Source organism: Desulfoscipio gibsoniae DSM 7213 (assembly GCF_000233715.2).
Taxonomy (GTDB): Bacteria; Bacillota; Desulfotomaculia; order Desulfotomaculales; family Desulfallaceae; genus Sporotomaculum; species Sporotomaculum gibsoniae.
Map to the genome: position 1 here is coordinate 3,454,850 of NC_021184.1, position 19,859 is coordinate 3,474,708.

General features: G+C 44.5%; 21 protein-coding genes. 6 read left to right on the top strand and 15 right to left on the bottom strand.

Translation table 11 applies throughout. The features are described 5' to 3' along the window. From DESGI_RS16295 to DESGI_RS16315, 5 genes are read right to left on the bottom strand one after another with little or no spacing between them, the layout of a single operon-like run. The gene (locus DESGI_RS16295) at nt 1–1,023 is read right to left on the bottom strand and encodes a glycosyltransferase (RefSeq protein WP_006524581.1); all 1,023 of its coding nucleotides are present in this window, start codon (nt 1,021–1,023) and stop codon (nt 1–3) included. A gap of 53 nt (nt 1,024–1,076) precedes the next feature. After that, on the bottom strand, nt 1,077–2,045 hold the full coding sequence (locus DESGI_RS16300) for a hypothetical protein (protein WP_006524582.1): 969 nt from the start codon (nt 2,043–2,045) through the stop codon (nt 1,077–1,079). Between the two features lie 12 nt (nt 2,046–2,057). After that, entirely contained in the window at nt 2,058–3,032 is a 975-nt protein-coding gene (locus DESGI_RS16305) for a hypothetical protein (protein ID WP_245561110.1), read from the bottom strand. A 9-nt stretch (nt 3,033–3,041) separates the two neighbouring features. Beyond that, a complete protein-coding gene (locus tag DESGI_RS16310) occupies nt 3,042–4,031 on the bottom strand; it encodes a hypothetical protein (RefSeq protein WP_006524584.1) in 990 nt (329 codons plus the stop codon). 29 nt (nt 4,032–4,060) lie between these two features. Beyond that, entirely contained in the window at nt 4,061–4,447 is a 387-nt protein-coding gene (locus DESGI_RS16315; protein WP_006524585.1) for an Ig domain-containing protein, read from the bottom strand. Between the two features lie 223 nt (nt 4,448–4,670). Between DESGI_RS16315 and DESGI_RS16320 the strand changes: the two genes are divergently transcribed. Next, nucleotides 4,671–5,030 (top strand): hypothetical protein, encoded by a 360-nt coding sequence (locus tag DESGI_RS16320; protein WP_006524586.1) that lies wholly within the window; start codon nt 4,671–4,673, stop codon nt 5,028–5,030. A 197-nt stretch (nt 5,031–5,227) separates the two neighbouring features. Here the strand turns inward: DESGI_RS16320 and rfbH are convergent, their stop codons facing one another. From rfbH to DESGI_RS16350, 6 genes are all read right to left on the bottom strand, one after another. Next, on the bottom strand, nt 5,228–6,790 hold the full coding sequence (gene rfbH / locus DESGI_RS16325) for a lipopolysaccharide biosynthesis protein RfbH (RefSeq protein WP_006524588.1): 1,563 nt from the start codon (nt 6,788–6,790) through the stop codon (nt 5,228–5,230). 13 nt (nt 6,791–6,803) lie between these two features. Next, nucleotides 6,804–7,583, bottom strand: a complete 780-nt coding sequence (locus DESGI_RS16330) for a glucose-1-phosphate cytidylyltransferase (RefSeq protein ID WP_006524589.1) — start codon at nt 7,581–7,583, stop codon at nt 6,804–6,806. Between the two features lie 61 nt (nt 7,584–7,644). Further along, nucleotides 7,645–8,613: a GDP-mannose 4,6-dehydratase gene (locus DESGI_RS16335; protein WP_006524590.1), complete on the bottom strand. Its 969-nt coding sequence runs from the start codon at nt 8,611–8,613 to the stop codon at nt 7,645–7,647. Nucleotides 8,614–9,054: 441 nt separating this feature from the next. Beyond that, the gene (locus DESGI_RS16340; protein WP_083939915.1) at nt 9,055–9,738 is read right to left on the bottom strand and encodes a serine hydrolase domain-containing protein; all 684 of its coding nucleotides are present in this window, start codon (nt 9,736–9,738) and stop codon (nt 9,055–9,057) included. Between the two features lie 508 nt (nt 9,739–10,246). Beyond that, nucleotides 10,247–10,660: a type II toxin-antitoxin system HicB family antitoxin gene (locus DESGI_RS16345; RefSeq protein ID WP_006524594.1), complete on the bottom strand. Its 414-nt coding sequence runs from the start codon at nt 10,658–10,660 to the stop codon at nt 10,247–10,249. Between the two features lie 46 nt (nt 10,661–10,706). Beyond that, nucleotides 10,707–10,889, bottom strand: a complete 183-nt coding sequence (locus DESGI_RS16350; protein ID WP_006524595.1) for a type II toxin-antitoxin system HicA family toxin — start codon at nt 10,887–10,889, stop codon at nt 10,707–10,709. A gap of 519 nt (nt 10,890–11,408) precedes the next feature. Here DESGI_RS16350 and DESGI_RS16355 point away from each other — a divergent pair. Together DESGI_RS16355 and DESGI_RS23980 are read left to right on the top strand one after the other, a co-directional pair. Next, nucleotides 11,409–12,944 (top strand): TolB family protein, encoded by a 1,536-nt coding sequence (locus DESGI_RS16355; protein WP_006524596.1) that lies wholly within the window; start codon nt 11,409–11,411, stop codon nt 12,942–12,944. Continuing rightward, nucleotides 12,868–13,446: a S9 family peptidase gene (locus DESGI_RS23980; protein WP_157872801.1), complete on the top strand. Its 579-nt coding sequence runs from the start codon at nt 12,868–12,870 to the stop codon at nt 13,444–13,446. Before DESGI_RS16355 ends, DESGI_RS23980 begins: the two co-directional genes overlap by 77 nt. A 92-nt stretch (nt 13,447–13,538) precedes the next feature. Here the strand turns inward: DESGI_RS23980 and DESGI_RS16360 are convergent, their stop codons facing one another. After that, nucleotides 13,539–13,805 carry a TetR/AcrR family transcriptional regulator gene (locus DESGI_RS16360; protein WP_006524598.1) on the bottom strand — a complete coding sequence of 89 codons (267 nt, stop codon included), beginning with the start codon at nt 13,803–13,805 and terminating at the stop codon, nt 13,539–13,541. Nucleotides 13,806–14,989: 1,184 nt separating this feature from the next. Here DESGI_RS16360 and DESGI_RS16365 point away from each other — a divergent pair. Then, nucleotides 14,990–15,439 (top strand): MarR family winged helix-turn-helix transcriptional regulator, encoded by a 450-nt coding sequence (locus DESGI_RS16365; protein ID WP_006524599.1) that lies wholly within the window; start codon nt 14,990–14,992, stop codon nt 15,437–15,439. Continuing rightward, complete coding sequence (locus tag DESGI_RS16370; protein WP_006524600.1) at nt 15,429–16,208, top strand: DUF169 domain-containing protein; 780 nt, start codon at nt 15,429–15,431, stop codon at nt 16,206–16,208. The genes DESGI_RS16365 and DESGI_RS16370 overlap by 11 nt, the downstream gene beginning before the upstream one ends. A gap of 252 nt (nt 16,209–16,460) precedes the next feature. On the opposite strand, the gene DESGI_RS16375 is transcribed toward DESGI_RS16370, so the two are convergent. Continuing rightward, on the bottom strand, nt 16,461–17,051 hold the full coding sequence (locus DESGI_RS16375) for a hypothetical protein (protein WP_006524601.1): 591 nt from the start codon (nt 17,049–17,051) through the stop codon (nt 16,461–16,463). A gap of 570 nt (nt 17,052–17,621) precedes the next feature. Here DESGI_RS16375 and DESGI_RS16380 point away from each other — a divergent pair. Beyond that, a complete protein-coding gene (locus tag DESGI_RS16380; protein ID WP_006520890.1) occupies nt 17,622–19,013 on the top strand; it encodes an IS4 family transposase in 1,392 nt (463 codons plus the stop codon). Here DESGI_RS16380 and DESGI_RS16385 read toward each other — a convergent pair. After that, nucleotides 18,901–19,503: a permease prefix domain 1-containing protein gene (locus tag DESGI_RS16385; RefSeq protein WP_006524602.1), complete on the bottom strand. Its 603-nt coding sequence runs from the start codon at nt 19,501–19,503 to the stop codon at nt 18,901–18,903. The two genes, DESGI_RS16380 and DESGI_RS16385, sit on opposite strands and share 113 nt — an antisense overlap. Beyond that, complete coding sequence (locus DESGI_RS16390; RefSeq protein WP_006524603.1) at nt 19,490–19,843, bottom strand: PadR family transcriptional regulator; 354 nt, start codon at nt 19,841–19,843, stop codon at nt 19,490–19,492. Before DESGI_RS16390 ends, DESGI_RS16385 begins: the two co-directional genes overlap by 14 nt. Between the last annotated feature and the right edge of the window lie 16 nt (nt 19,844–19,859).

Sequence of the window (19,859 nt, forward strand, 5' to 3'; positions counted from 1 at the left end):
TTAACCACCCACCTTAAACGCACCTAAAAATGCTTCTCGGTATAAGGGAATAACCTTTTCTGGCCGTAAGTCGTTGACTCTGGCCAACTGACGATTAATTATTTCCTCCCGTTTAGCCTGGTCGCTAATTATTGTGTCCAAGAATCTAGCTGTTTCCCGTATATCTTTGTCCCTTATCAGGCAACCGGCACCGCCCAGCACCTCTTGCACGGCTGCCTGTTCAAAAGCAATAATCGGCACTCTCAGATACATGCCTGCTGTTAGCGGTCCAAAAAGTGCTTCGTATTCGCTCATACATAAAAAAGCCTGAGATAGCCGGTAGTAAGCTAGAAGCTGTTGAGGGGAAACCCGGCCGGTAAGAAAGACATTTTTTATCTGCAGTTCTTTAATTAAAGCCAACAGCTGCTGACTGTACCAGGGGTGAGCTGAATAGTTTCCCACTAAAAACAAACGAGATTTGGAATTAAGTTTTTTATGGTAATAATTAAAAATCGATATAATATCTTCTAATTTTTTATCCGGAGTTATCTGACCAACAAATAGTAGGTTGGTGTGGTCGTCCGTATTCTTCTGCATTAACCGGGCATCGGGCTCCTGGTCGTAGTCCTTTGGGTCTACCGGCAAGGGCAATACCATAGTCCGCTCATAGCCCGCCCTGTGCAATTCTTTTTCTAGATGTTTTGTGGTAGTAAAAGCATAGGTAAAATGTTTTTTCAGGGCTGCCAGTTCTTTTTGCCTGGCCAGCGACTGGTGCTGTTCCGGGCGGTTAGTATAATACTCCGGGGGCGTAATCCCATGGTAAAAAAGCACTATGTTTTTTGCTTTTATTTCATCTAGAGTTTTAGTTGGATGGGACCCTAAAAGCATATGGTAAATAATATGCTCTCTTTCTTCCAGCTGAGTGGTATCAGCCAAAACACTTGTATTAAAACCTATATCTTTAATTATTTTTTGCAAAAGCACAACGATATGGCTAATACCATCGCTATACCGCTTAGAAGGGGTAAGTTGGTCTATTCGCATCGCACGCCCTCCATTGTTTTTATAACTCTCCAATTGTCATGTAAGAGTGTTTTTTAAATAAGAAGATCAAATAGTCTTTTTTTCGCCGCCTCATTATCAAAAAAGGCCAGCTGAGATTCAGCATAGTCCATCACTTCTTCATAAAAACTGTTATTCTGTACCAACTTTTTGGCTAACTTAACTACTCCGTCAATATCCTGGAAATCAACACAAAGGCGCGGGAAAAGTATTTTTTGCGTGTAGAAATTATCCGGAGCTATGCAAGGTATATTTACCGCGGCACAATCAAGGGCAAACCTCCCCCATACCTGGCGGTAATCCAGGTGCAGGCCCAGCAAGCAGTTGTTCAACGAGGCTATATAGTCTTCCCAGCGAGGGGTGTGGTTGAAATAAACCGGCGGTAGCGGCAGGTAATTTTTAAGCTGATGCACATATTCTATATCCTCGCGGGCCCATACATCGACGACTCCCGGCAGGCCGATTTCCGACAGAGCTGCCAGGTTGACAATGCCATTGCGATGTATAGCCCCCAAACGGATTACCGTTTTTTTTTCCACCAGGGGACAAAGTTCTTCCCGGACTCTTTTTAAGGGAAACGGAAGGCCGAGCAGCCCTACCGGTCTGGTGGTCAGGGTCTTGATGATAGGGATGTCGTTTTCATGGCTGACACCTACCGCATCGGCTATATTAATCAGCTCAATTAATTGCACCTGCTGGTGCCCGTGGAGTTGTGAGATAAAATACTCCATCTCGCCATCTAACAAAACAACGACCCGGGCCGTGGACTGCTTTTTTATTTTTAAGCCGGCTGCAATGGTTTCATAGCGCACAGCTACCATTACCAGGTCATATTCACTGAAGAACTCATAGGGTAAGCCATAAAGGCCAAGGTCAAAAGCAAAGCCGTTGAAATAAGTTCCCTGCATTACCGTAGCCCACTGGGTAAGCCGGTTGACCTCCTCGGTGAAAATTTTGCCGTCTGATTCACTCATAGCCATCAAACCGATCAAACAGAACTTCATGATTTCACCTCGTTAGCTGACCAGGTTAAGCAGTCTTTCTTTCGCCGCCTCGTTACTAAAAAAGGCCAGCTGGGATTCGGCATAGGAAATTGTTTCTTCATAAAAACTGTTATTTTTTATAAGCTTTTGGGCCAGTTTAACCGTTCTGTCAATATCCTGGTAATTAACACACAAACGCGGAAAAAGTGTTTTTTGCGTATAAAAATTATCCGGGGCAATACAGGGCATTCTTACTGCAGCACAGTCCAGGGCAAATCTCCCCCAGATTTGCCGGTAGTCCAGGTGCAGACCCAGGAATGAATTATTTAACTGTACTACATAATCTTCCCAACGGGGGGTGTGACTGAAATAAATAGGAGGTATGGGTATATATTTTTTTATCAACCGGACATACTCGATATCCTCCGGGCCCCAAACATCGACGACCCCGGGCAGGCCGATTTCCGCCAGCGCCGACAAATTAACAATGCCGTTCCGGTTAAAGCTTTTACCCGTACCGCATCCCACGTGGATAGCCTGTTTTTTTTCTACCGGTGGACACAGCTCCTCACGGACTCTTTTCAAAGGAAACGGCACCCCGATCATTCCTACCGGCTTGGTGGTCAGGCCCCGCACAACGGGAATGCTGTATTCGTGCGTAACCCCCACTCCATCAGCTAAATTTATCAGCTCGATTAACCGCACCAGTTTATCTCCCGGGAGATGCGATATAAAATGCTCCATTTCGCCATCTAAGAAAACCAGAACCCGGGCCGTAGACTGCCTTTTTATTTTCAAGCCGATTTCAATGGTTTCTAAACGTATAGCCACCATCACCAGGTCAAATTCACTAAAATATTCATAAGGTAAATCATAGTCACCATTGTCAAAGGCAAGGCCGTTATAATGAGCCCCTTGCATTACCGTAGCCCACTGGGTAACCCGGTTGACATCTTTTAATTCCAAATCGCTCGGCGGTGTCTGACTAACCAAGCAGAATTTCATCATCTCACCTCGTTAGCTAATCAGGTTAAGCAGCCTATGAAAAGTTTTTTCGCCACTGAAAAAGTCCAGCTGCTCTTCAGCGTAGGCTAAGGCTTGCTCATAGAATTTAACATCGTTAACCAGTTTTTTTACGAGAGCCACCACCCCCGGGATATCGTTATATGGTACGCACAGCTCGGGGAATAAGTGTTTTTGTGTATATAAACAGGAGGGCGCTACGCAGGGCATTCTGACAGCTGCACATTCAAGGGGAAAACTACCCCAGGTATAACGGTAATCCAGGTGCAAGCCCAGCAGGGAATAACTGGCCTGGGTAAGATAGTGTTCCCAGTCTGGGTTATTATCCCTAAACTTAATCTGTGGAAGCTTTAAGTAAGTTCTTATGGACCAAAGATAATCCATTTCCGCCGGATTTCGCATATCTACCACACATGTCATGCCTATTTCGGACAGCGCCACCAGATTAACCAACCCGTCTCGGTTGCGCAGTGCACTAGCTTCGATGATGCTGCCCAATTCGATTTCTTGCCGTTTTTGAACAGGTGGGCAGAGCTCGCGGACTTTTTGGAGCGGAAAGGGCACTCCAACCAGTCCCACTGGCTTAGAGGTTAGCGCCTTAAAAAGTGGAATGCTTTCGTCGTGCAGTACTGCCACAGCATCAACAATATTCAAAAGTTCTACCAGCCTGGCCTGTATATCACGGGTGATGTAGGTGGTGTAATGATCAACTTCAGCATCAAGAAAAGCCACTACTTTGGCCTTGGTTTTTTGCTTTATCTCAATCCCCACTTCTATGGCTTCTTGCCGGAGAGCTATCATCACCAGGTCAAATTGGTCAAAAAAGTCATAATCCGGATCGCCACTCTCCTCGCCAACTGGCGGTAAATTGTATACCCTCCCGCCCAGGAATGAAGCCCAACAATTAACGTGGTTTTGTTCAACAGTATATACTTTTTCATCCTCCGGTTGGTTTGGCTGTGCAATGAGCAGGCAGAATTTCACTTTACTTCACCCCAATTCCCCAAAGCATTTTAAGCTACCCCTGGTGGATCGTCTGAAAAACCATAGTCGGTCACTTTTATTTTGAGGGAGCTGGTAGTCTGGTTTCCGTCATTGTCGGTGGCAACTATGGACATATCATAAAAGCCTTCGTCATCTGGCCCAGGGGAGCCGGATATGGAGGCAATGGCATCAGCCGCAGGCAATTCAGTTAGCATGTTTAATGATGCCCACGGTGGGAAATTTACTACCTCAACCTCGGTAATTTCGCCGTCAGGATCCGAAATGATAATGTCAATACTGAAAGGTATGCCAATATAGGCGGGTTGAGTTTCATCCGGTGCCTCACACACCGGTGGTTCACCCTTGTTTTCAAATAATTGTTTATCATCATTAGAAATGAACTCAATTTTCTCCATAATTTACCCCCATATAGCTGGTTAATTTTGATTACTTTTATATACTATTGACTACTGTAAGTTTTTGTCACCAGGTAGCCTCAAAATTATTTTTTTCTTTCAAGAGACATTATCTTTCTGTTGACATAATCTATAAAAAATAATTTCCTATTTAAAATGGCTTAGTTACGGCCGGGTATAGTTTCTAAACCTGATAAAAGTTTAGCAAAGGAGGTTTTATCATATGCCATGGCCTTGTCGACTCGTTGATATTCAAAAACTTATCAAGCGTGGTGAAAAACCAAAACCAGGCGATATGTGGTTTGCCCCGTGGATAGATGATGAGCATAGTAACCTGTCGCCTGAATATAAGCGCGATTGGAAGGGAAAGCGGCCCCCTCTTTATGTTAAATTACCCGATGACCGCATCTGGTGTGTTGATTTTAAATCATCCGATAAAAACCTTAGTTGGACAGTTAAGGGGGTTCCACCGCAAATTACCGTATACCCCTCTGTCAACAGCCCAGGACCCGGTGGTTATCACGGCTTGTTGATATGTGGGTTCTTAAGTGAAGATTTGGACGGGCGTACGCACCTTAAGTAATCCAGTTTCCTTCTTTATACCTGCATTGATAGCTTCCTCCTTTACCACGACCATAAATGTGGCAGGTAGCTTTTGGTAAAGCATATAAACAAGCCCCCTCTCTTTTGGATGGAGAAAGGGGGCTTACTTAGGGTTTTACGTTGTTTGCCGGTATTTACCGTATGCAACTTGATGAGTTACTCTATTCATTGTTAATCTTAAATCTTTTTTATAAACTCATCGATTACATTAATAATATGTTCTATTTGGCGTTCACCCAGCCCTGGGTAAAGTCCGACCCATAATGTTTGGTTCATAATTATATCGGTATTTTTCAGTTCTCCCACCACCCGGTGTTTAACCCCTTGAAAAGCAGGCTGCCGGGTCATGTTGCCGGCAAATAGCAACCTGGTCCTGATACGTTGCGCTTCAAGATATTCAATTAACCGCTGCCTGTTAAATGGTATACCGTGACGCAGGGTAATCAAAAAGCCAAACCAGCTGGGCCGGGCATGTTTCGTAGCTTCCGGGAGCATAAACATCTCTTCGTATTTCTTTATTCCTTGATATAACAGTCCAAAGTTACGCTCCCGGGCCTCAATAAAGCCGGGCAGCTTAGTCAACTGGGCCAACCCGACGGCGGCCTGCATGTCTGTCAATTTAAGGTTGTAACCCAGGTGGGAGTAAGTGTATTTATGATCATAACCGTAAGGCAGAGTACCCAGCTGCCACTGGAACCGTTTTTTACAGGTATCATCACGGCCCGGCGGGCACCAACAATCCCTTCCCCAGTCACGAAAAGACTCTACAATTCGTTTTAACAGCGGATCGCTGGTAACAACCGCCCCCCCTTCGCCCATGGTGATATGATGGGCGGGATAGAAGCTTAGAGTAGCCAGGTCCCCAAAGGTACCGGTATACCGGTCACGGTAAGCAGCACCCAAAGCATCACAGTTATCCTCAACAAGCCAGAGATTATGTTTACGGGCAAGTTCCGTCACGGCGTCCACGTTGAAAGGATTGCCCAGGGTGTGAGGCAGAAAGATAGCCCCGGTTTTATCGCTAATGGCAGCTTGGAGCTGCTCAACATTAACATTATAAGTCTGAAGATCCACATCCACAAAAACAGGTACCAACCTGTTTTGCACAATGGGGGTTACGGTAGTGGGAAACCCTGCTGCTACAGTAATCACCTCATCCCCGGGTTTAAGCCACCGGTCACCCAGTTTAGGTGAAGTGAGAGCGGTAATAGCCAGCAAGTTGGCCGAAGACCCGGAATTGGTCAGCATGCAATGGCGTACGCCAAGAAAACCGGCCAGCTGTTCCTCAAAGCTGGATGCGTACCTGCCGGTGGTCAGCCAAAAATCAAGCGCTGCATCAATTAAATTTGTCATTTCCTGTTCATCGTAAACTTTACCCGAGCATGATAACCAGGTACGGCCCGGCTTAAAAGGGGCCGGTGCATGAAATAATTTATAGAAATGCCCGGCCCGCCGGGAGAAATCACTTCTCCAGATCTTTTCCAGACAGGAACTTTTAACTTCCCCCACTTTGCCATCAACATCAGCCTCAGATACTTTGAGCTGATAAGATAAATCAATACCCACGGGGGTTGTTACGCTCTGTTCAATATAAACCAGGTCTGCACTCTCCAGTACGTAATACTCCCCTTGGGTAGTAGACATTGCCACTGGCCAAACATAATACGCCCGGTCATCAAGGGTTGCCGTCAGCCCGAAGCCATCATTAGTTTTTAATATATCGCCCGCCTTGAATGACATTTCGTTCCTCCCATTAATACACCTTCCACGGGGAATTACCATTCTGCCACATCTGGTTCAGCTCTTTATAGTCCTTATATGTGTCCATGCACTTCCAAAAACCATTGTATTTATATAATACTAGCTGCTGCTCATTAACTAATTGTTTAAGAACTTCCTCTTCAAGAATGCAATTTTCATCCATGTAGTTAAAAATTTTTCGATCAAAAACACAAAAACCCCCGTTTATATAATTGTTTAATAAAGGTTTTTCCTTAAACTCAATAATAGTCCCGTTGGTGTCAACTGCAATCTCCCCGTACTTGGACTGCGGTTTTACTCCCGTCATGACCCCGATCTTGCTTTGCTGCAGGAAAAACTGTTCAAGCTCTTTTATGTTTACGTCAGAAAGCCCATCACCATAAGTTAAAAAGAAATAGTCCCCATCAATATATTTTTCAATTTTTTTAATACGACCTCCGGTGTTGGTTTCCAGGCCAGTTTCAGCAAATATTATATTCCAATCTTCAACTTCTTCTTCTTCATCTTGCGTAAAGAATTTGGTCCCGTGTTTCAGATTTAACTGCAGATCCCAGCGGCGTAATTTATAATTTAAAAAAAACTCTTTAATATGATCTCCTTTATAACCCAGGCAAAGCACAAAATCGTTAAAGCCATAATGAGCATAATGTTTCATAATATGCCACAGGATCGGCATCCTGCCTACAGTAACCAGCGGTTTGGGTTTATATTCCGTCTCTTCCCGCAGGCGCGTACCTTTGCCGCCACATAAAATGACTACTTTAGGTTTCACCCAGTGCTACCCCTTTCAATAATTTCCATTACTTAAAATTATATTAATTCGTCATCTACCCTCAGGTAAGCTGCTTGGTATACCATTCAATAGTTTCCATTAAAGCCTGATCCAGAGAATATTTAGGTGCCCAGTCAAGAACATGCTTGGCTTTCTTAGTGCTGAGATACTGATGTTTAATTTCTTTATTAGCTTCATTTTTAATAATGGGCTCCAGGTGCGAGCAATCCATTAACGATAAAATCTTTCTAACTAACTCAATGACGGTTATTTGCAGTTCATTACTAAAATTAAACGCCTCGCCATGTACAGGCAGTTCGTCCATTTTTTGCGCTAGAAACATATATGCTCTAGCGCCGTCTTTGACATAAAAATAGTCCCTGATGAAAGTGCCGTCGCTTCGAATTATAGGCGGTTCCCCATGTAGAGCTGAACGAATGGTACCCGGTACCAACCGGTTATAATTCAAATCCCCGGGGCCGTAAAAATTGCCACACCTGGTAATGCAAACCGGTAAACCGTAGGTGTGGTAGAAGGTATGGGCAACTAGATCAGAACAGCTTTTTGATACATCATAGGGATGTTTCCCCTGCAAGGGCGTTTCTTCACTATAAGGCAGAACTTCCTGATCTCCATAGGCTTTATCACTGGAAGCCACAACTATTCGTTTCACCCCGTTATTTCTTCGGCAGGCCTCCAGTATATTCCAGGTTCCCCTTACATTTGATTCAAAGGTGGACAACGGGTTATTATTGGCAATGCTGACAATGGTTTGCGCCGCCAGGTGAAATACTGTATCAATCTCATATTCATTAATAGCTCTTTCCAATAGATCATAATTTTGTATATCTCCACGTACAATGACCATGTCAGAAATTAATCTTTCCTTAAAAACCCTGGACTGTGGCACATAATCACGTACCAGGCCGACAACATTTGCACCACCTTTGATTAAAAGTTTACTTAAGTGACTACCCAGTAGACCTGTGCATCCGGTTATGAATACGTTCTTATATTTCCAAAAGCTCATTTTTCTCACCTTCTTTCTTTATCTACCCCTGTAGGGGGCAAAAACCATCGTCCACTGCTAATTTAATCACTTTAGCCTGAACATCATGGCAAATCCTAGTAGATTATTTTTGTATATGTTATTCTTTTTTAATTTATTTTGACACCATTTGAGGAAAACAAAAAAACGATCCAATAGATAATATAAAAAAACCGGTCAAAGTGATAACACTCCAACCGGTTATAAGATTGAATAAACTATGGATTAATAATAGTGTCGTGCCTGTCCATTCATAACTCTCAGCAATTTTAACTATTTACATGTATACATTAAAGCTACCGTGACATAATACCTTTGTCATTGATTTAATAGAGGTGATATTTTTAATGCCTATGATGTATGGTTATGGTAGCTTATGGGGTCTTGGAATGATGATAGTTTCTCTCGGTATTTTTGGCCTAATTATTTATTGGGCAGTATATTCTGGAGTGAGAAAAGGGCTAAAGGAAGGTCCACGCGATAAGGATTGATTACTAGATTGTTTTTGGTTCCAATGCTTTTATTTGTTTTACCCTTCCGATAATGAGAGCAAGGATTGAAACAAATAAGCCAGAAAGGAAGAACAGAAAACCGATACCTCTTTAAAACAACGCCATAGATGCCAATTTTTTCAACCATTGGCGTATAGAGTTTATTAATACTTTGGTCGTTAAGCACTTGATGATCCGTATGGGAAAAGTTTGTCATTCCGGCAGCAGCAAAGGCAGCTATATCCTCTACGTTTGCAAAAAGGCCGTCAGAAGCTTTCTCGGGATAAATATATACCGGTACGGGATTACCTTTTAGATCATAACCAACAGGTACAGCTGGATCGAACTCTTCACTCCAAGTAAAACTGGAATTGTGCATTCCAAGCGGAATTAAAACCTCTTCCTTCATGTATTCTGCAAAATCACGACCTGTAACCTCTTCTATCAACAAATCAAGCAAGTTGTATCCTGTATTTGAATATGAAAATGATAAACCGGGTTCTTGTATAAGAATAGCTTTTTTTGATAAGCTTTCTTCTAAAGAAGGTATTTCTTCTTTTGGAGGGTAGCGTTCAAAAATATCTCCCAAAGGTATACCGGCAGTATGGGTAAACAGTTTCCTTTAGGCATTTTGCGATAGCTGCCTGAAATAACCGAACATGAAATCACCGTATATGGCTACACCCGTATTATTGGGGGTGTTTTTAACATATATCATTCCATTTCACCTGCTTATAGTTAATCGGCACACCAAAATCATTTCCTTGGCAGCATTCCATGTTTCCCTTTACAACCATTTGCTATTTTCAATGTCTTGGGAAACATGTTTTCTCATTTTAGAAACTTAGGATTCTTGAACCTGCCTTTTTTCTATCCTTACCACGCACTCGACATGCCTTGAGGGTACAAAAAAGATGTCGCTTAAAGCTGGTGGGGTCTTGGGCGGCAATAAGGACTTGAACCTGTGACATCCTGCTTGTAAGGCAGGCACTCTCCCAGCTGAGCTACGGTCCCAATAATAATGGTAGCGCCTGTTTGAGGCACCACCTTGGGTTTTGGTGGGAGCAAACGGGCTTGAACCGGCGAACCACCGGAAACATGTTCACTAAAGCAACCCGTTACGGTTACCCTTCTATACCAAGTTCACGCTTTAAGGCGTTCTGTAAGGCTTGTGAATAACTAATCCCTGCATCTTCAGCCATAATTGCCAGCCATTGGGGAAGACTAACCGTTTTAATAATAGATTTTGTCTCCTTTTTCCTTAAATAGTCGTTAAGGTCAACATCAATTAAAGTAACAATATCATCATCAGAAGATGTTATAATGTCGCGGTAATTTGATGGTGTGGGGATATCTTCCTTGGCTTGCTTCATGGCTAAAATACACCCAGCTAAAGCTTCTCTGGCCGCAGACATTGCTTCCGATATAGATTCCCCTTCAGTGATGCAGCCAAGGACATCCGGTATTTCAACAGTGTATACGATACCGCGACCATCGACTGCGGCAGGAGTAAAAATAGCCGGATAAATGTAAACCACATTAATCACTCCTTTATTTTTGAATTGTATACCTTAATGACGGGAATTATTTCAGTCTTGCGGCCTTAAGGATTTTGTTTAGCGTTCCCGGTGCCATGTCTTTGTTGTGGAGGGCTACAGGTATGGTTCCGGGTTTAGTTGAGTGCTTATGTATGTGGTGTGATCCTTGCATTCTAACTACCACCCAACCGTCTTGTGCCAGAATCTTCATAAGCTCTTTTGGTTTCATGGAGTACCGCCCTCCTTCTATGAATATAATATTATATAATTTTATATAATGCAATAGTGATTATATAAAATTATATAAAATAAGCGTATAGTTGCAGAAAAAAAATTGACTTAATGACAAATGATTAGGTAAATTGATTGTACCCGAAAAAAGTTGTTATGATCTGTTTGACATAAAAAAAGATAGCACCGAAGATTGACTCCGGTGCTACTCTACTGTTGGATAATACCGGCAATAAAACCCGAAACCCTAGTTTTCCCATAACCAATTCCACCTCCATATTCAACTCTTCTATTAACAAAGATGGTAAAAATCTGAAAATGTTCCGGAAATAAAAACCAGGTAGTGCACGACAAAAATATTAAGGGCGTTTCTGCCGCCAGTTCAACCCTGTTTGTTAATTTCGAAGACTATAGGTATATGTTTTTGAAGCTTACCATCATATACATAATATGGGAATATAATCAGTGGGGACTATGGCTTGACGGTCAACGCTAACAGGAAGGAGGAGGAAAGTCAATGCAGGATCATCGACCGGTCCAACCGCTTTGGCGCCGTTTGCAATCCGAAGACCTTTTTCAGCTGCGTCTTATCACTGAGGCGCAGATTTCTCCGGATGGAACCCGCGTTTGTTTCGTGCAAAAGGTGTTCGTCCCGGAAGAAAACAAGTACCGTTCCCACCTCTGGATAGTGCCGGCCATGGGGGGTAATGCTGAGCCTTTCACCACGGGGGATCAGCTGGATTATGCTCCCGACTGGTCGCCGGACGGCAGGTGGATTGCCTTTTTATCCACGCGCAGCAGCGGGTCAGTTCAGATTTGGATCATCACCACGGACGGCGGGGAAGCCCTGAAAGTTACGTCCTTCAAAGGGATTTCCGGCCGGCCGGTGTGGGCGCCCGACAGGCGGTGGATTGCCTTCACCATCCTGCTGAATGAAAAAGGTATCGAGCCCGAGGAAGAAAAACCCCAAACATTGTCGCCCAGGGAGCGGTTTACCGCCGACATACGGCGGATTACCACGCTTCCTTTTAAAGAAAACGGCGTAGGGTTTATCGGCGAAAAGTTCGAACAGGTTGCCGTGATTGATCTCCAAACAAAAACGGGGCTGCGTGTTTTGACCAACGGCAGGTTGAACCATTCGGACCCCACCTGGTCACCGGACGGGCGGCACCTCGCCTTCTCGATGAGTGAATGGCGGGCGGTCGGAGCACCTGATCCCAATCGCATGTTTGTAGGCGATATCGGGTTGGTTCCTGCCGGGGGCGGCCCGGTTCGCAAGCTGACTAAAAGCCTCGGTCCCGCTTACAGGCCCGCTTTTTCTCCGGACGGTAAGACCATCGCTTACATTGGGCATGACTCGAAATACGGTGGTTATACTCAACCTTTGGTTTGGGCCGTCAGCACCCTTGGAGGCGATCCCCGCAATGTGACAGCCGGGTTTGACCGCCCATTTGAGGACCAGTCCATCACCGATCTGATCAAAAACCCGGAACCATCGCCTCCGATCTGGACACCCGACGGAAGTGCCGTATACTATTTAGCCAGCGACAGCGGCATGAGCCATCTGGTACGCGTAGAAATGAGGACCGGGAAGGTGCTGCCCGTAACCGCGGGTCAGCGGGTCATTTACAACTTCAGTATCAGCCGGGACACCCGTCGCGCCGCGCTCTGCCACTCCGATCCGGTTATCCCCAACGACGTTTTTCTTCTAAATTTGGGGGGCACAAAAGCCCGCGAAAGCCGATTAACAGAAGTAAACCGAGAGTTCCTGGCGGCGGTCAAACTCTCCGCACCCGAAAGCTACACCGCCCGGTCCGGAGAGGTCACCGTAGAGGGATGGATCCTGCGCCCTCCGGGGACCAATCCGCCTGGCAAGACGCCTGCGGTGCTGGAGGTTCACGGCGGGCCGATGGTGATGTACAGATACCGTTTCTTTTTTGAGTTTCAGTTTACTTGCCGCTCACGGGATTACAGTGGTGTACTCGAACCCCCGTGGGAGCATGGGTTATGGCCAGGCCTTCACTGCCGCCATCCGGGGCGACTGGGGCAATAAGGATTTTCAGGACATTATGAATGCCACTGAAGCAGCCGTGGCGCAAGGGGGAATCGATCCGGCCAGGTTGGGGGTAGCAGGCGGAAGTTACGGCGGGTTCATGATAAACTGGACCGTGGGGCGCACCAACCGCTTTAAAGCCGCCATCGCCATGCGCAGCATCAGCAACATGTACAGCCAGTTTGGCACCAGTGACTTCGGGTTCACTAAGCTTACAGACTTCGGCGGGCCGCCCTGGCGCATTCCCGGCGAGTACCTGGCACAGTCACCCATCAGTTTCGTGGATCGGGTCAAGACCCCGCTGCTCATGCTCCACGCCGAAAACGACTTGCGTACGCCTATTTCCGAGGCGGAACAATTCTACACGGCTCTCAAAATCCTTGGGCAAAAGGTTGTGGTGCTGCGCTACCCGGACGAGGACCACGACCTGAGCCGTGAGGGCCAGCCCTGCACCGCGTTCACCGGTTGGAGGCCATTACCCGGTGGTTTGTCGAATACCTAAAGCCGTAAATTTTATCTTCGCACAGCCTGTAAGCTCCATAACAAAATCAGTAACGCGGAGAGATGGCCGAGTAGGTCGAAGGCGGTCGCCTGCTAAGCGATTATACGGGCTAAAACTCGTATCGAGCACTCATTGAGCTTTTTTATGAGTACCTCGAGGCCCCACTGGGCGCAATAGACAAACAGCTCTTTCTTGTCCTCAAAATACTGGTATATGCTGCCCGTCGCCACTTTCGCGTTTTGGGTGATGTCTCCGATTTTCGCACGGTCAAAGCCGTTCTCCACGAACTCATGGATAGCCGCGCGCAAAATGCGCTCCTGTTTTTCATCCCTAAGTCGTAAAAATGTTTCCTTTGGCATAGTTCACTTCCCTTTCTTAGCAATGAATAACCGTTCACAAATATGAATCTTAATTCACATTCATATTATATGAATCATGATTTATATTGGTCAATAGTTCTCCGTTAGGTGTGTCTGAACGCGATGCTTTTGTATCCGGTGCGCGGTGTTCCTTTATTTTTTGACCCGATTTTTTTCCTTAATTTCCAGCAATATGTCCAGTTTTTCAGGTAAAGATTTCCATGCCTTCCTGAATACTAAACTCTATATATAAAAAGAGAACGCCAGCTAAAAAACCGACATTCTCTCAAAATTGCCCAGTCTCAAAATTACCTCATACTGTGTAATATAGACATGTGTTTTCAAATTGTAATCGGACAAAATTTTGGGCAAAAATTTCACTTTTCTTTCTTGCCGTTCTTGGCATAAAAAAACACCCCACAAGTATGTTATCTTTGTGCCTGGGTGTCGTCAAACAAAGAACCGTCCCCTGTTCTGGCATGTTCTGGCTGTTCTGGTTTGCGAGTCAATTGGGGAAGGGAACGACTTTTAACATAAATTTCCCATCTTATGACCGGAAATAATTGATTATATCCGGCTAATAAAGAAGACTTGGTTCAGGTGGGGTTTTGACCCATACGTTGGGGACATTCCTCGACCCAAAAGTTTGACCCATAAGCAGAGGTGTGTCCCCTGACCGCTAAACCTTAGTCGCACTTATTTCGAGTTTATCGCCGCTTAACTCCCGCCTGCATTAGTTGGGGACATTCCTGTCCCCAGAGAAATACCCAAGCTTCAACAGGTGTGTCCCCTTTCCTTATGCGAGGCGGGAGTCCTAGCGGCGGTTAACGAGATCAAGCCGGAGGTATAGCTTCAGTACGATCTTTACCCACTAAACAGAATGCCTGAATAAGACTGTTATCAGTACAGGACGCCCGGCACGGGAAGCGATTCCCGGCGCCGGGCGTCCTCCTTATTGGTGATTATCCGGATCTTCCCGGCGGGGAAGCTGTAACAGGCTTAAAAAGCCAAGGAGTTATATCAAGCTCCAATAGATTTGTTGACGGGAAACGGGAGTAGTTGCAAGGACTTTGTTGTTAATTTGCGGCCATTATATAAGTAAAAAATAACATTAATAATCAGTATGCAAACAGTCATAATGATGATATAATTACAAAAACAAAAGAGGGGGCGTTTTAAGTTCTTTGAGCAATAAAAAAAGCGGTGGCTTTGATATTAAAGATAGTCTTGGGTTTTTTATTGCCAAATGCCATCAGAAAGCTTTCCATATTTTTCGAGAAAAATTATTACCATACAACCTTACTCCACCTCAGTTTTCGGTGTTGGCTTTTCTATGGAAAAATGACGGGCAGTCTCAAATCCAGTTGGGAACTGCTTTGGAGATGGACCGTACTACTACCAGCGGTATCATTGACCGCATGGAAAACCAGGGCTTGGTCATTCGCAGGCCCAACCCGGAAGACAGGCGGGTTTTTATGATATACCTGACTGAAGCCGGCAGGGAAATGGAGCACACCGTTTCCCGCTTATCACATGAGGCCAATGCCGAAGTGGCTGCAAATTTATCCGCAAAAGAGAAAGAAACTTTGTTGGCTTTACTGAAAAAATTAAGGGGTGATAAATATGAAGAGTAAGATAGCGGAGGCTGTTGGTCTGAGGTATTCTCCCGTGGCCATTATGTTTACCGATGAAAAACCCGCAGGGGCGCTCCAGTTCAAGGAAGGTCGCTGGGGCTGTGTCGTGTCGATGCTCAATGCGGCGGCAAAGGGGCGGACAGCGGTATTTGACCGCAAGACCTACGGCTGCATCGGTGGCGGCGCCGGCCTCGGCTTCGGCAATACCTACGTCAATTTTCCAGGGGGCCTCGAATATTTCCTGTCTCATGGCAACAAAGAATTCTGCGCAAGCGAAATGGGTAAAAACATTGTAAAAAATATGCCTGCTTTGAGCCATGGCGAAGCGTACAAAAAGACCCCGGAATTTGCCAAGTCCTTTGCCGACGGGCTTCCTTATTATAATGTCTCCACTGAGTACGTGGTATTTAAGCTGCTGGAAGAACTTTTGCCCGGTGAGTCACCGGAAGTGGTGGTTTTTCTTGCCACTGCGGATCAGATTTCAGCCCTGGCGGTGCTGGCCAACTATGCCAGGCACGGTGACGACAACGTTATCGTCCCCCGGTGTGCCGGTTGTCATAGCATTGGTATCATCCCTCTTAATGAAGGGAAGTCGGATAACCCGCGGGGGGTCATCGGCCTGATAGACATATCCGCCCGCAAACAGGTGGATAAGGATCTTCTCTCCTTTAGCGTTCCTTATAAGATGTTTCTAGAAATGGAGAGCAACGTGGAAGAAAGCTTCCTGGCCAGGGACGAATGGCTAAAGGTGAAAAAAAGAAATCAATAACAAAATGACCATGGGGATATGCCTTCAAAAGGTGTGTCCCCTTTCCGCTTTTGCAAGGGTTAAGGAATAAAGTACTGAAAAGCGCGCGCTATGGGAACTGATTGAGCGTCACCCAAGGAGATAGGTGATGAGCGATAAAAAGGCAGACGAAAAACAATCGTTCATATCTGAGGCAAGACGTGCGTAAATAGTCGATGCTGCAATTACCACTCTGGATGAAATAGGCTACGTCCCGGATCCCATCACCCCTTTTTATGAACGAAGCCTTTTCCCCCATGGCTTAAAACAAGAGACAACTACTAAAAAGAATAAAATACTGAGTGAAATCATGGTACCAATAATTAACATCTGGCGGTTATGGAGGTAAGCTGGATTTTGCAGAGGATTCATTTGACCAATTGAACTAAAGGCAACTGTTTGGTCAAACCAGATACGCATCAATGTACTACCAAAAAGGATTGCCCCAATATTTCCAAGCACTTTAACGATGGTCCAATAGTATTTAGTTAGTCCCCATTGAGTCCGTATGGAAAGCCAAGTCCCTGTAATTAGACTACCGAACGCACCAGGAATAATCAAAAACCAATCACAATACTTGCTAAATATATGAGCTGCATAGATTAGCTCTCTATCGGTGATGGTTGTTGTGGCAATGTTGGCAAGCAGGAGTGTGCCGAACAAGCCGCTGAAATAAACAATGACAAACATGATATGTGCGATGAGCCAACAATTTTTCTGTATAAGACTTAATCTTTTAGGTAGGTATTTACCAATTATTGCTAGCAGGGCAATCAATACAAGAATTACGGCCAATGTACTAAGCAGAATAATTAGATTCTGCATTATTTCTCCTTTCTTAATGACACTTCCGAGATTCTCAATCAACCTCGCGAAGCATTTTATCCATGGAAGCTATGTGAACGCGGAGATCGGACAAATCCCCGGCAATCTCCTGCTGTACAAAAGATTGCTTCCTCCGTAAGTTTGTGATACGCCTGATCCCTACGTCTATCGATTATTTATGTTTTCATTTTACGGCGGTCAGTTTCCGTAAGAATAAGTAGTAAAAACAATCCAATACCTGCTAAAGAGAAAACCATTAATGAACCGATGGCGATATATATTTCACCGGTAGAAAAACGGGTGATTATCGCTGTAAAAATACTAAAAAGCATTAGTCCTATTGACAAAGCATAGAGCACGGCGCGTATCTTGTTCATTGCATATTTTTTACGGGTTTCTCTTGTCAGTATGCTGTAAGTTAATAACTCAACTTTCGCAGTTCAAAAATCAGTCTAACCCCTTACAAAATAAGAATTTAGGCCAACTTTTTTAAGCAAAAACAAACAGAAAACACGCCTTTTTTGGTAAAATGTAGTCACCACAACAACACACCAAGAAAGGATGTTTTCTGTGGCTATAATTTTACCAAAAAATGATAACAATGAACAGGCTAAATCTTATTCTGATCGGTTTATAAAGCAGGCAAAAATAGGAACCTTTTTGCACCAGGCGAATATCCGAAAAGAATCCGGTCTATCGCCATTGTTCCTTTTCCAATTTATCTTTTCCCTTGTATTTCAAGGGAAAAATCTTTATCGAACATTGGAGTCAGGTCGTATAGATAACGCTCCTTCCAAAGATGCGATATATCGTTTTCTAAACAGGCCTACATTCAATTGGCGGAAATTTCTTGTTACAATCAGCTCATTTCTCATCAAAACAAGACTTTTACCCCTGACATCAGAGGGCCGGGCTCGTGTATTGATTTTAGACGACTCTACTTATTCCAGAAACCGTAGTAAATCGGTTGAATTATTGTCCCGGGTTCACGATCATTCAACAAATCGGTATCTGAAAGGGTTTCGGATGCTGACCTTGGGTTGGTCTGATGGTGGAACCTTTCTGCCCCTTGCGTTCTCTCTGCTTAGCTCTGATAAAGAGAAAAATCGTTACCAGGGGCTAAATCAAAGGATTGACAAACGGACAGTTGGATACCGCCGTCGCAAAGAAGCTATTCAAAAATCCACAGAAACTATGTTCTCGCTTCTCGACCAAGTGAACCCTTTTCAACTTTGTGCGAGTACCCTGCTTTTTGATAGCTGGTTTGCCTTTCCAGTCGTAATCAAGCGGGTGCTGACAGAATACCATTTGCATGTTGTTTGTATGCTCAAGAATATGCACCGCGTTTATTACACCTATAATGGAAGCGAATATACATTGGGTCAACTTTACAAAGTTCTTCGCAAAAAACGCGGGCGGGCCAAGATTCTATCATCCGTCGTTGTCGGGCTTGGTAAGGCCCAAAACGGAAATGACGTTCTGGTAAAAATCATCTTCGTTCGAGACCGTAACCGCTCAAAAAAATGGTTGGCAATCTTAACAACAAACCTTGAGCTATCTGATGAAGAAGTTATCCGTATTTATGGCAAACGCTGGGAAATCGAGTGTTTCTTCAAAGTCACAAAGTCCCATTTGCATTTGGCAAAGGAATTCCAGTGCCGTAGTTATGATGCGCTTACTGCTCATACCACCATTGTCTTTGTGCGATATATCATGCTGGCTTTAAGTGCCAGAGAGGAGAAAGACCCCAAGACCCTTGGCGAGCTCTTTTATCTGTGTTGCGATGAAATTGAGGATATTCGCTTTACCGAAGCTGTTCTTTTAATCATAGATCTTTTCGCCTCATCATTTAGCAAGGAATTTCTTCTTTCTGAAGAACAAATTCAACATTTTTTGGATACGTTTTTCGAGCAATTACCTGCCTTTCTGAAAAGTTCGCTTCAGAAAAGAGCAGTTGCTTGATATTAATAATTCCAAAACGCTTGCATATTAAGAGCTTGAGCTTATTTTTAAGGTGCGAAAGTTGAGTTAATAATGTTCCGCCTGCAACGATGAATATTCCGGAACCTGTAACACTTATCGCATCCAAGTCCATAAAGTACAACATTGCAACCGTGAATATCCCAAATAAGCCAAGCAGCACTCCGGCGACTATTCCAGCCGTTGAAATACGTGCTGTCATAGTAGAATAAACCGATTGCTTCGCCGTATCCTGCCCGAGCTTACGCATATCATCCACCAGCCCGCTCAAATCACCCATGGAAATCACTGCCTCTTTAAAAGCTTGCTCGTCGTCCATGCCCCGGGCTTTAAAATCCGCGGTTTTTTCTTTAATGTTTATGGCCAGCTCTTCCTCTAGATCAAACAGCTGTTGACTTGGTCCAACCCCGGAAAACAGATTGTCGATATATGCTGTTACTTTTTTATCCAGGCGATTTTCAATCTTGGCCATCGTCAAGACCTCCTGTAATCAATTTTTCTAAAACACCTTTGGCAAAGCTCCAGTCTTTTTTGCTTTGTTCGTAGAGTTCTTTGCCTTTATCGGTAATGCGATAATACTTGCGTCTACCGCCCTGGGTTTCATCCCCCCAATAGGAGAGGATGTAACCGTCTTGTTCCAACCGGCGAAAAGCGGTATATAAGGTTGCTTCCTTTAATTCATACTGGTTGCCGCTCAGCTGGATAATTTTTTTGTAGATCTCATATCCGTAGCTATCACCTTGGCGAAGTATGTTTAAAATTATAGTGTTGGTATGACCACGGATAAGGTCTGTTGAAATTGTGGCATTCACAGTTATTCACCTCGCA

What these genes read in the sequence shown, in the direction of transcription:
- DESGI_RS16385 (WP_006524602.1), bottom strand. Translation starts at nt 19,503, where the DNA reads ATGGCCAAGATTGAAAATCGCCTGGATAAAAAAGTAACAGCATATATC.
- DESGI_RS16305 (WP_245561110.1), bottom strand. Translation starts at nt 3,032, where the DNA reads ATGATGAAATTCTGCTTGGTTAGTCAGACACCGCCGAGCGATTTGGAA.
- DESGI_RS16315 (WP_006524585.1), bottom strand. Translation starts at nt 4,447, where the DNA reads ATGGAGAAAATTGAGTTCATTTCTAATGATGATAAACAATTATTTGAA.
- DESGI_RS16300 (WP_006524582.1), bottom strand. Translation starts at nt 2,045, where the DNA reads ATGAAGTTCTGTTTGATCGGTTTGATGGCTATGAGTGAATCAGACGGC.
- DESGI_RS16350 (WP_006524595.1), bottom strand. Translation starts at nt 10,889, where the DNA reads ATGAAACCAAAAGAGCTTATGAAGATTCTGGCACAAGACGGTTGGGTG.
- DESGI_RS16335 (WP_006524590.1), bottom strand. Translation starts at nt 8,613, where the DNA reads ATGAGCTTTTGGAAATATAAGAACGTATTCATAACCGGATGCACAGGT.
- DESGI_RS16355 (WP_006524596.1), top strand. Translation starts at nt 11,409, where the DNA reads ATGCAGGATCATCGACCGGTCCAACCGCTTTGGCGCCGTTTGCAATCC.
- rfbH (WP_006524588.1), bottom strand. Translation starts at nt 6,790, where the DNA reads ATGTCATTCAAGGCGGGCGATATATTAAAAACTAATGATGGCTTCGGG.
- DESGI_RS16360 (WP_006524598.1), bottom strand. Translation starts at nt 13,805, where the DNA reads ATGCCAAAGGAAACATTTTTACGACTTAGGGATGAAAAACAGGAGCGC.
- DESGI_RS16375 (WP_006524601.1), bottom strand. Translation starts at nt 17,051, where the DNA reads ATGCAGAATCTAATTATTCTGCTTAGTACATTGGCCGTAATTCTTGTA.
- DESGI_RS16295 (WP_006524581.1), bottom strand. Translation starts at nt 1,023, where the DNA reads ATGCGAATAGACCAACTTACCCCTTCTAAGCGGTATAGCGATGGTATT.
- DESGI_RS16320 (WP_006524586.1), top strand. Translation starts at nt 4,671, where the DNA reads ATGCCATGGCCTTGTCGACTCGTTGATATTCAAAAACTTATCAAGCGT.
- DESGI_RS16370 (WP_006524600.1), top strand. Translation starts at nt 15,429, where the DNA reads ATGAAGAGTAAGATAGCGGAGGCTGTTGGTCTGAGGTATTCTCCCGTG.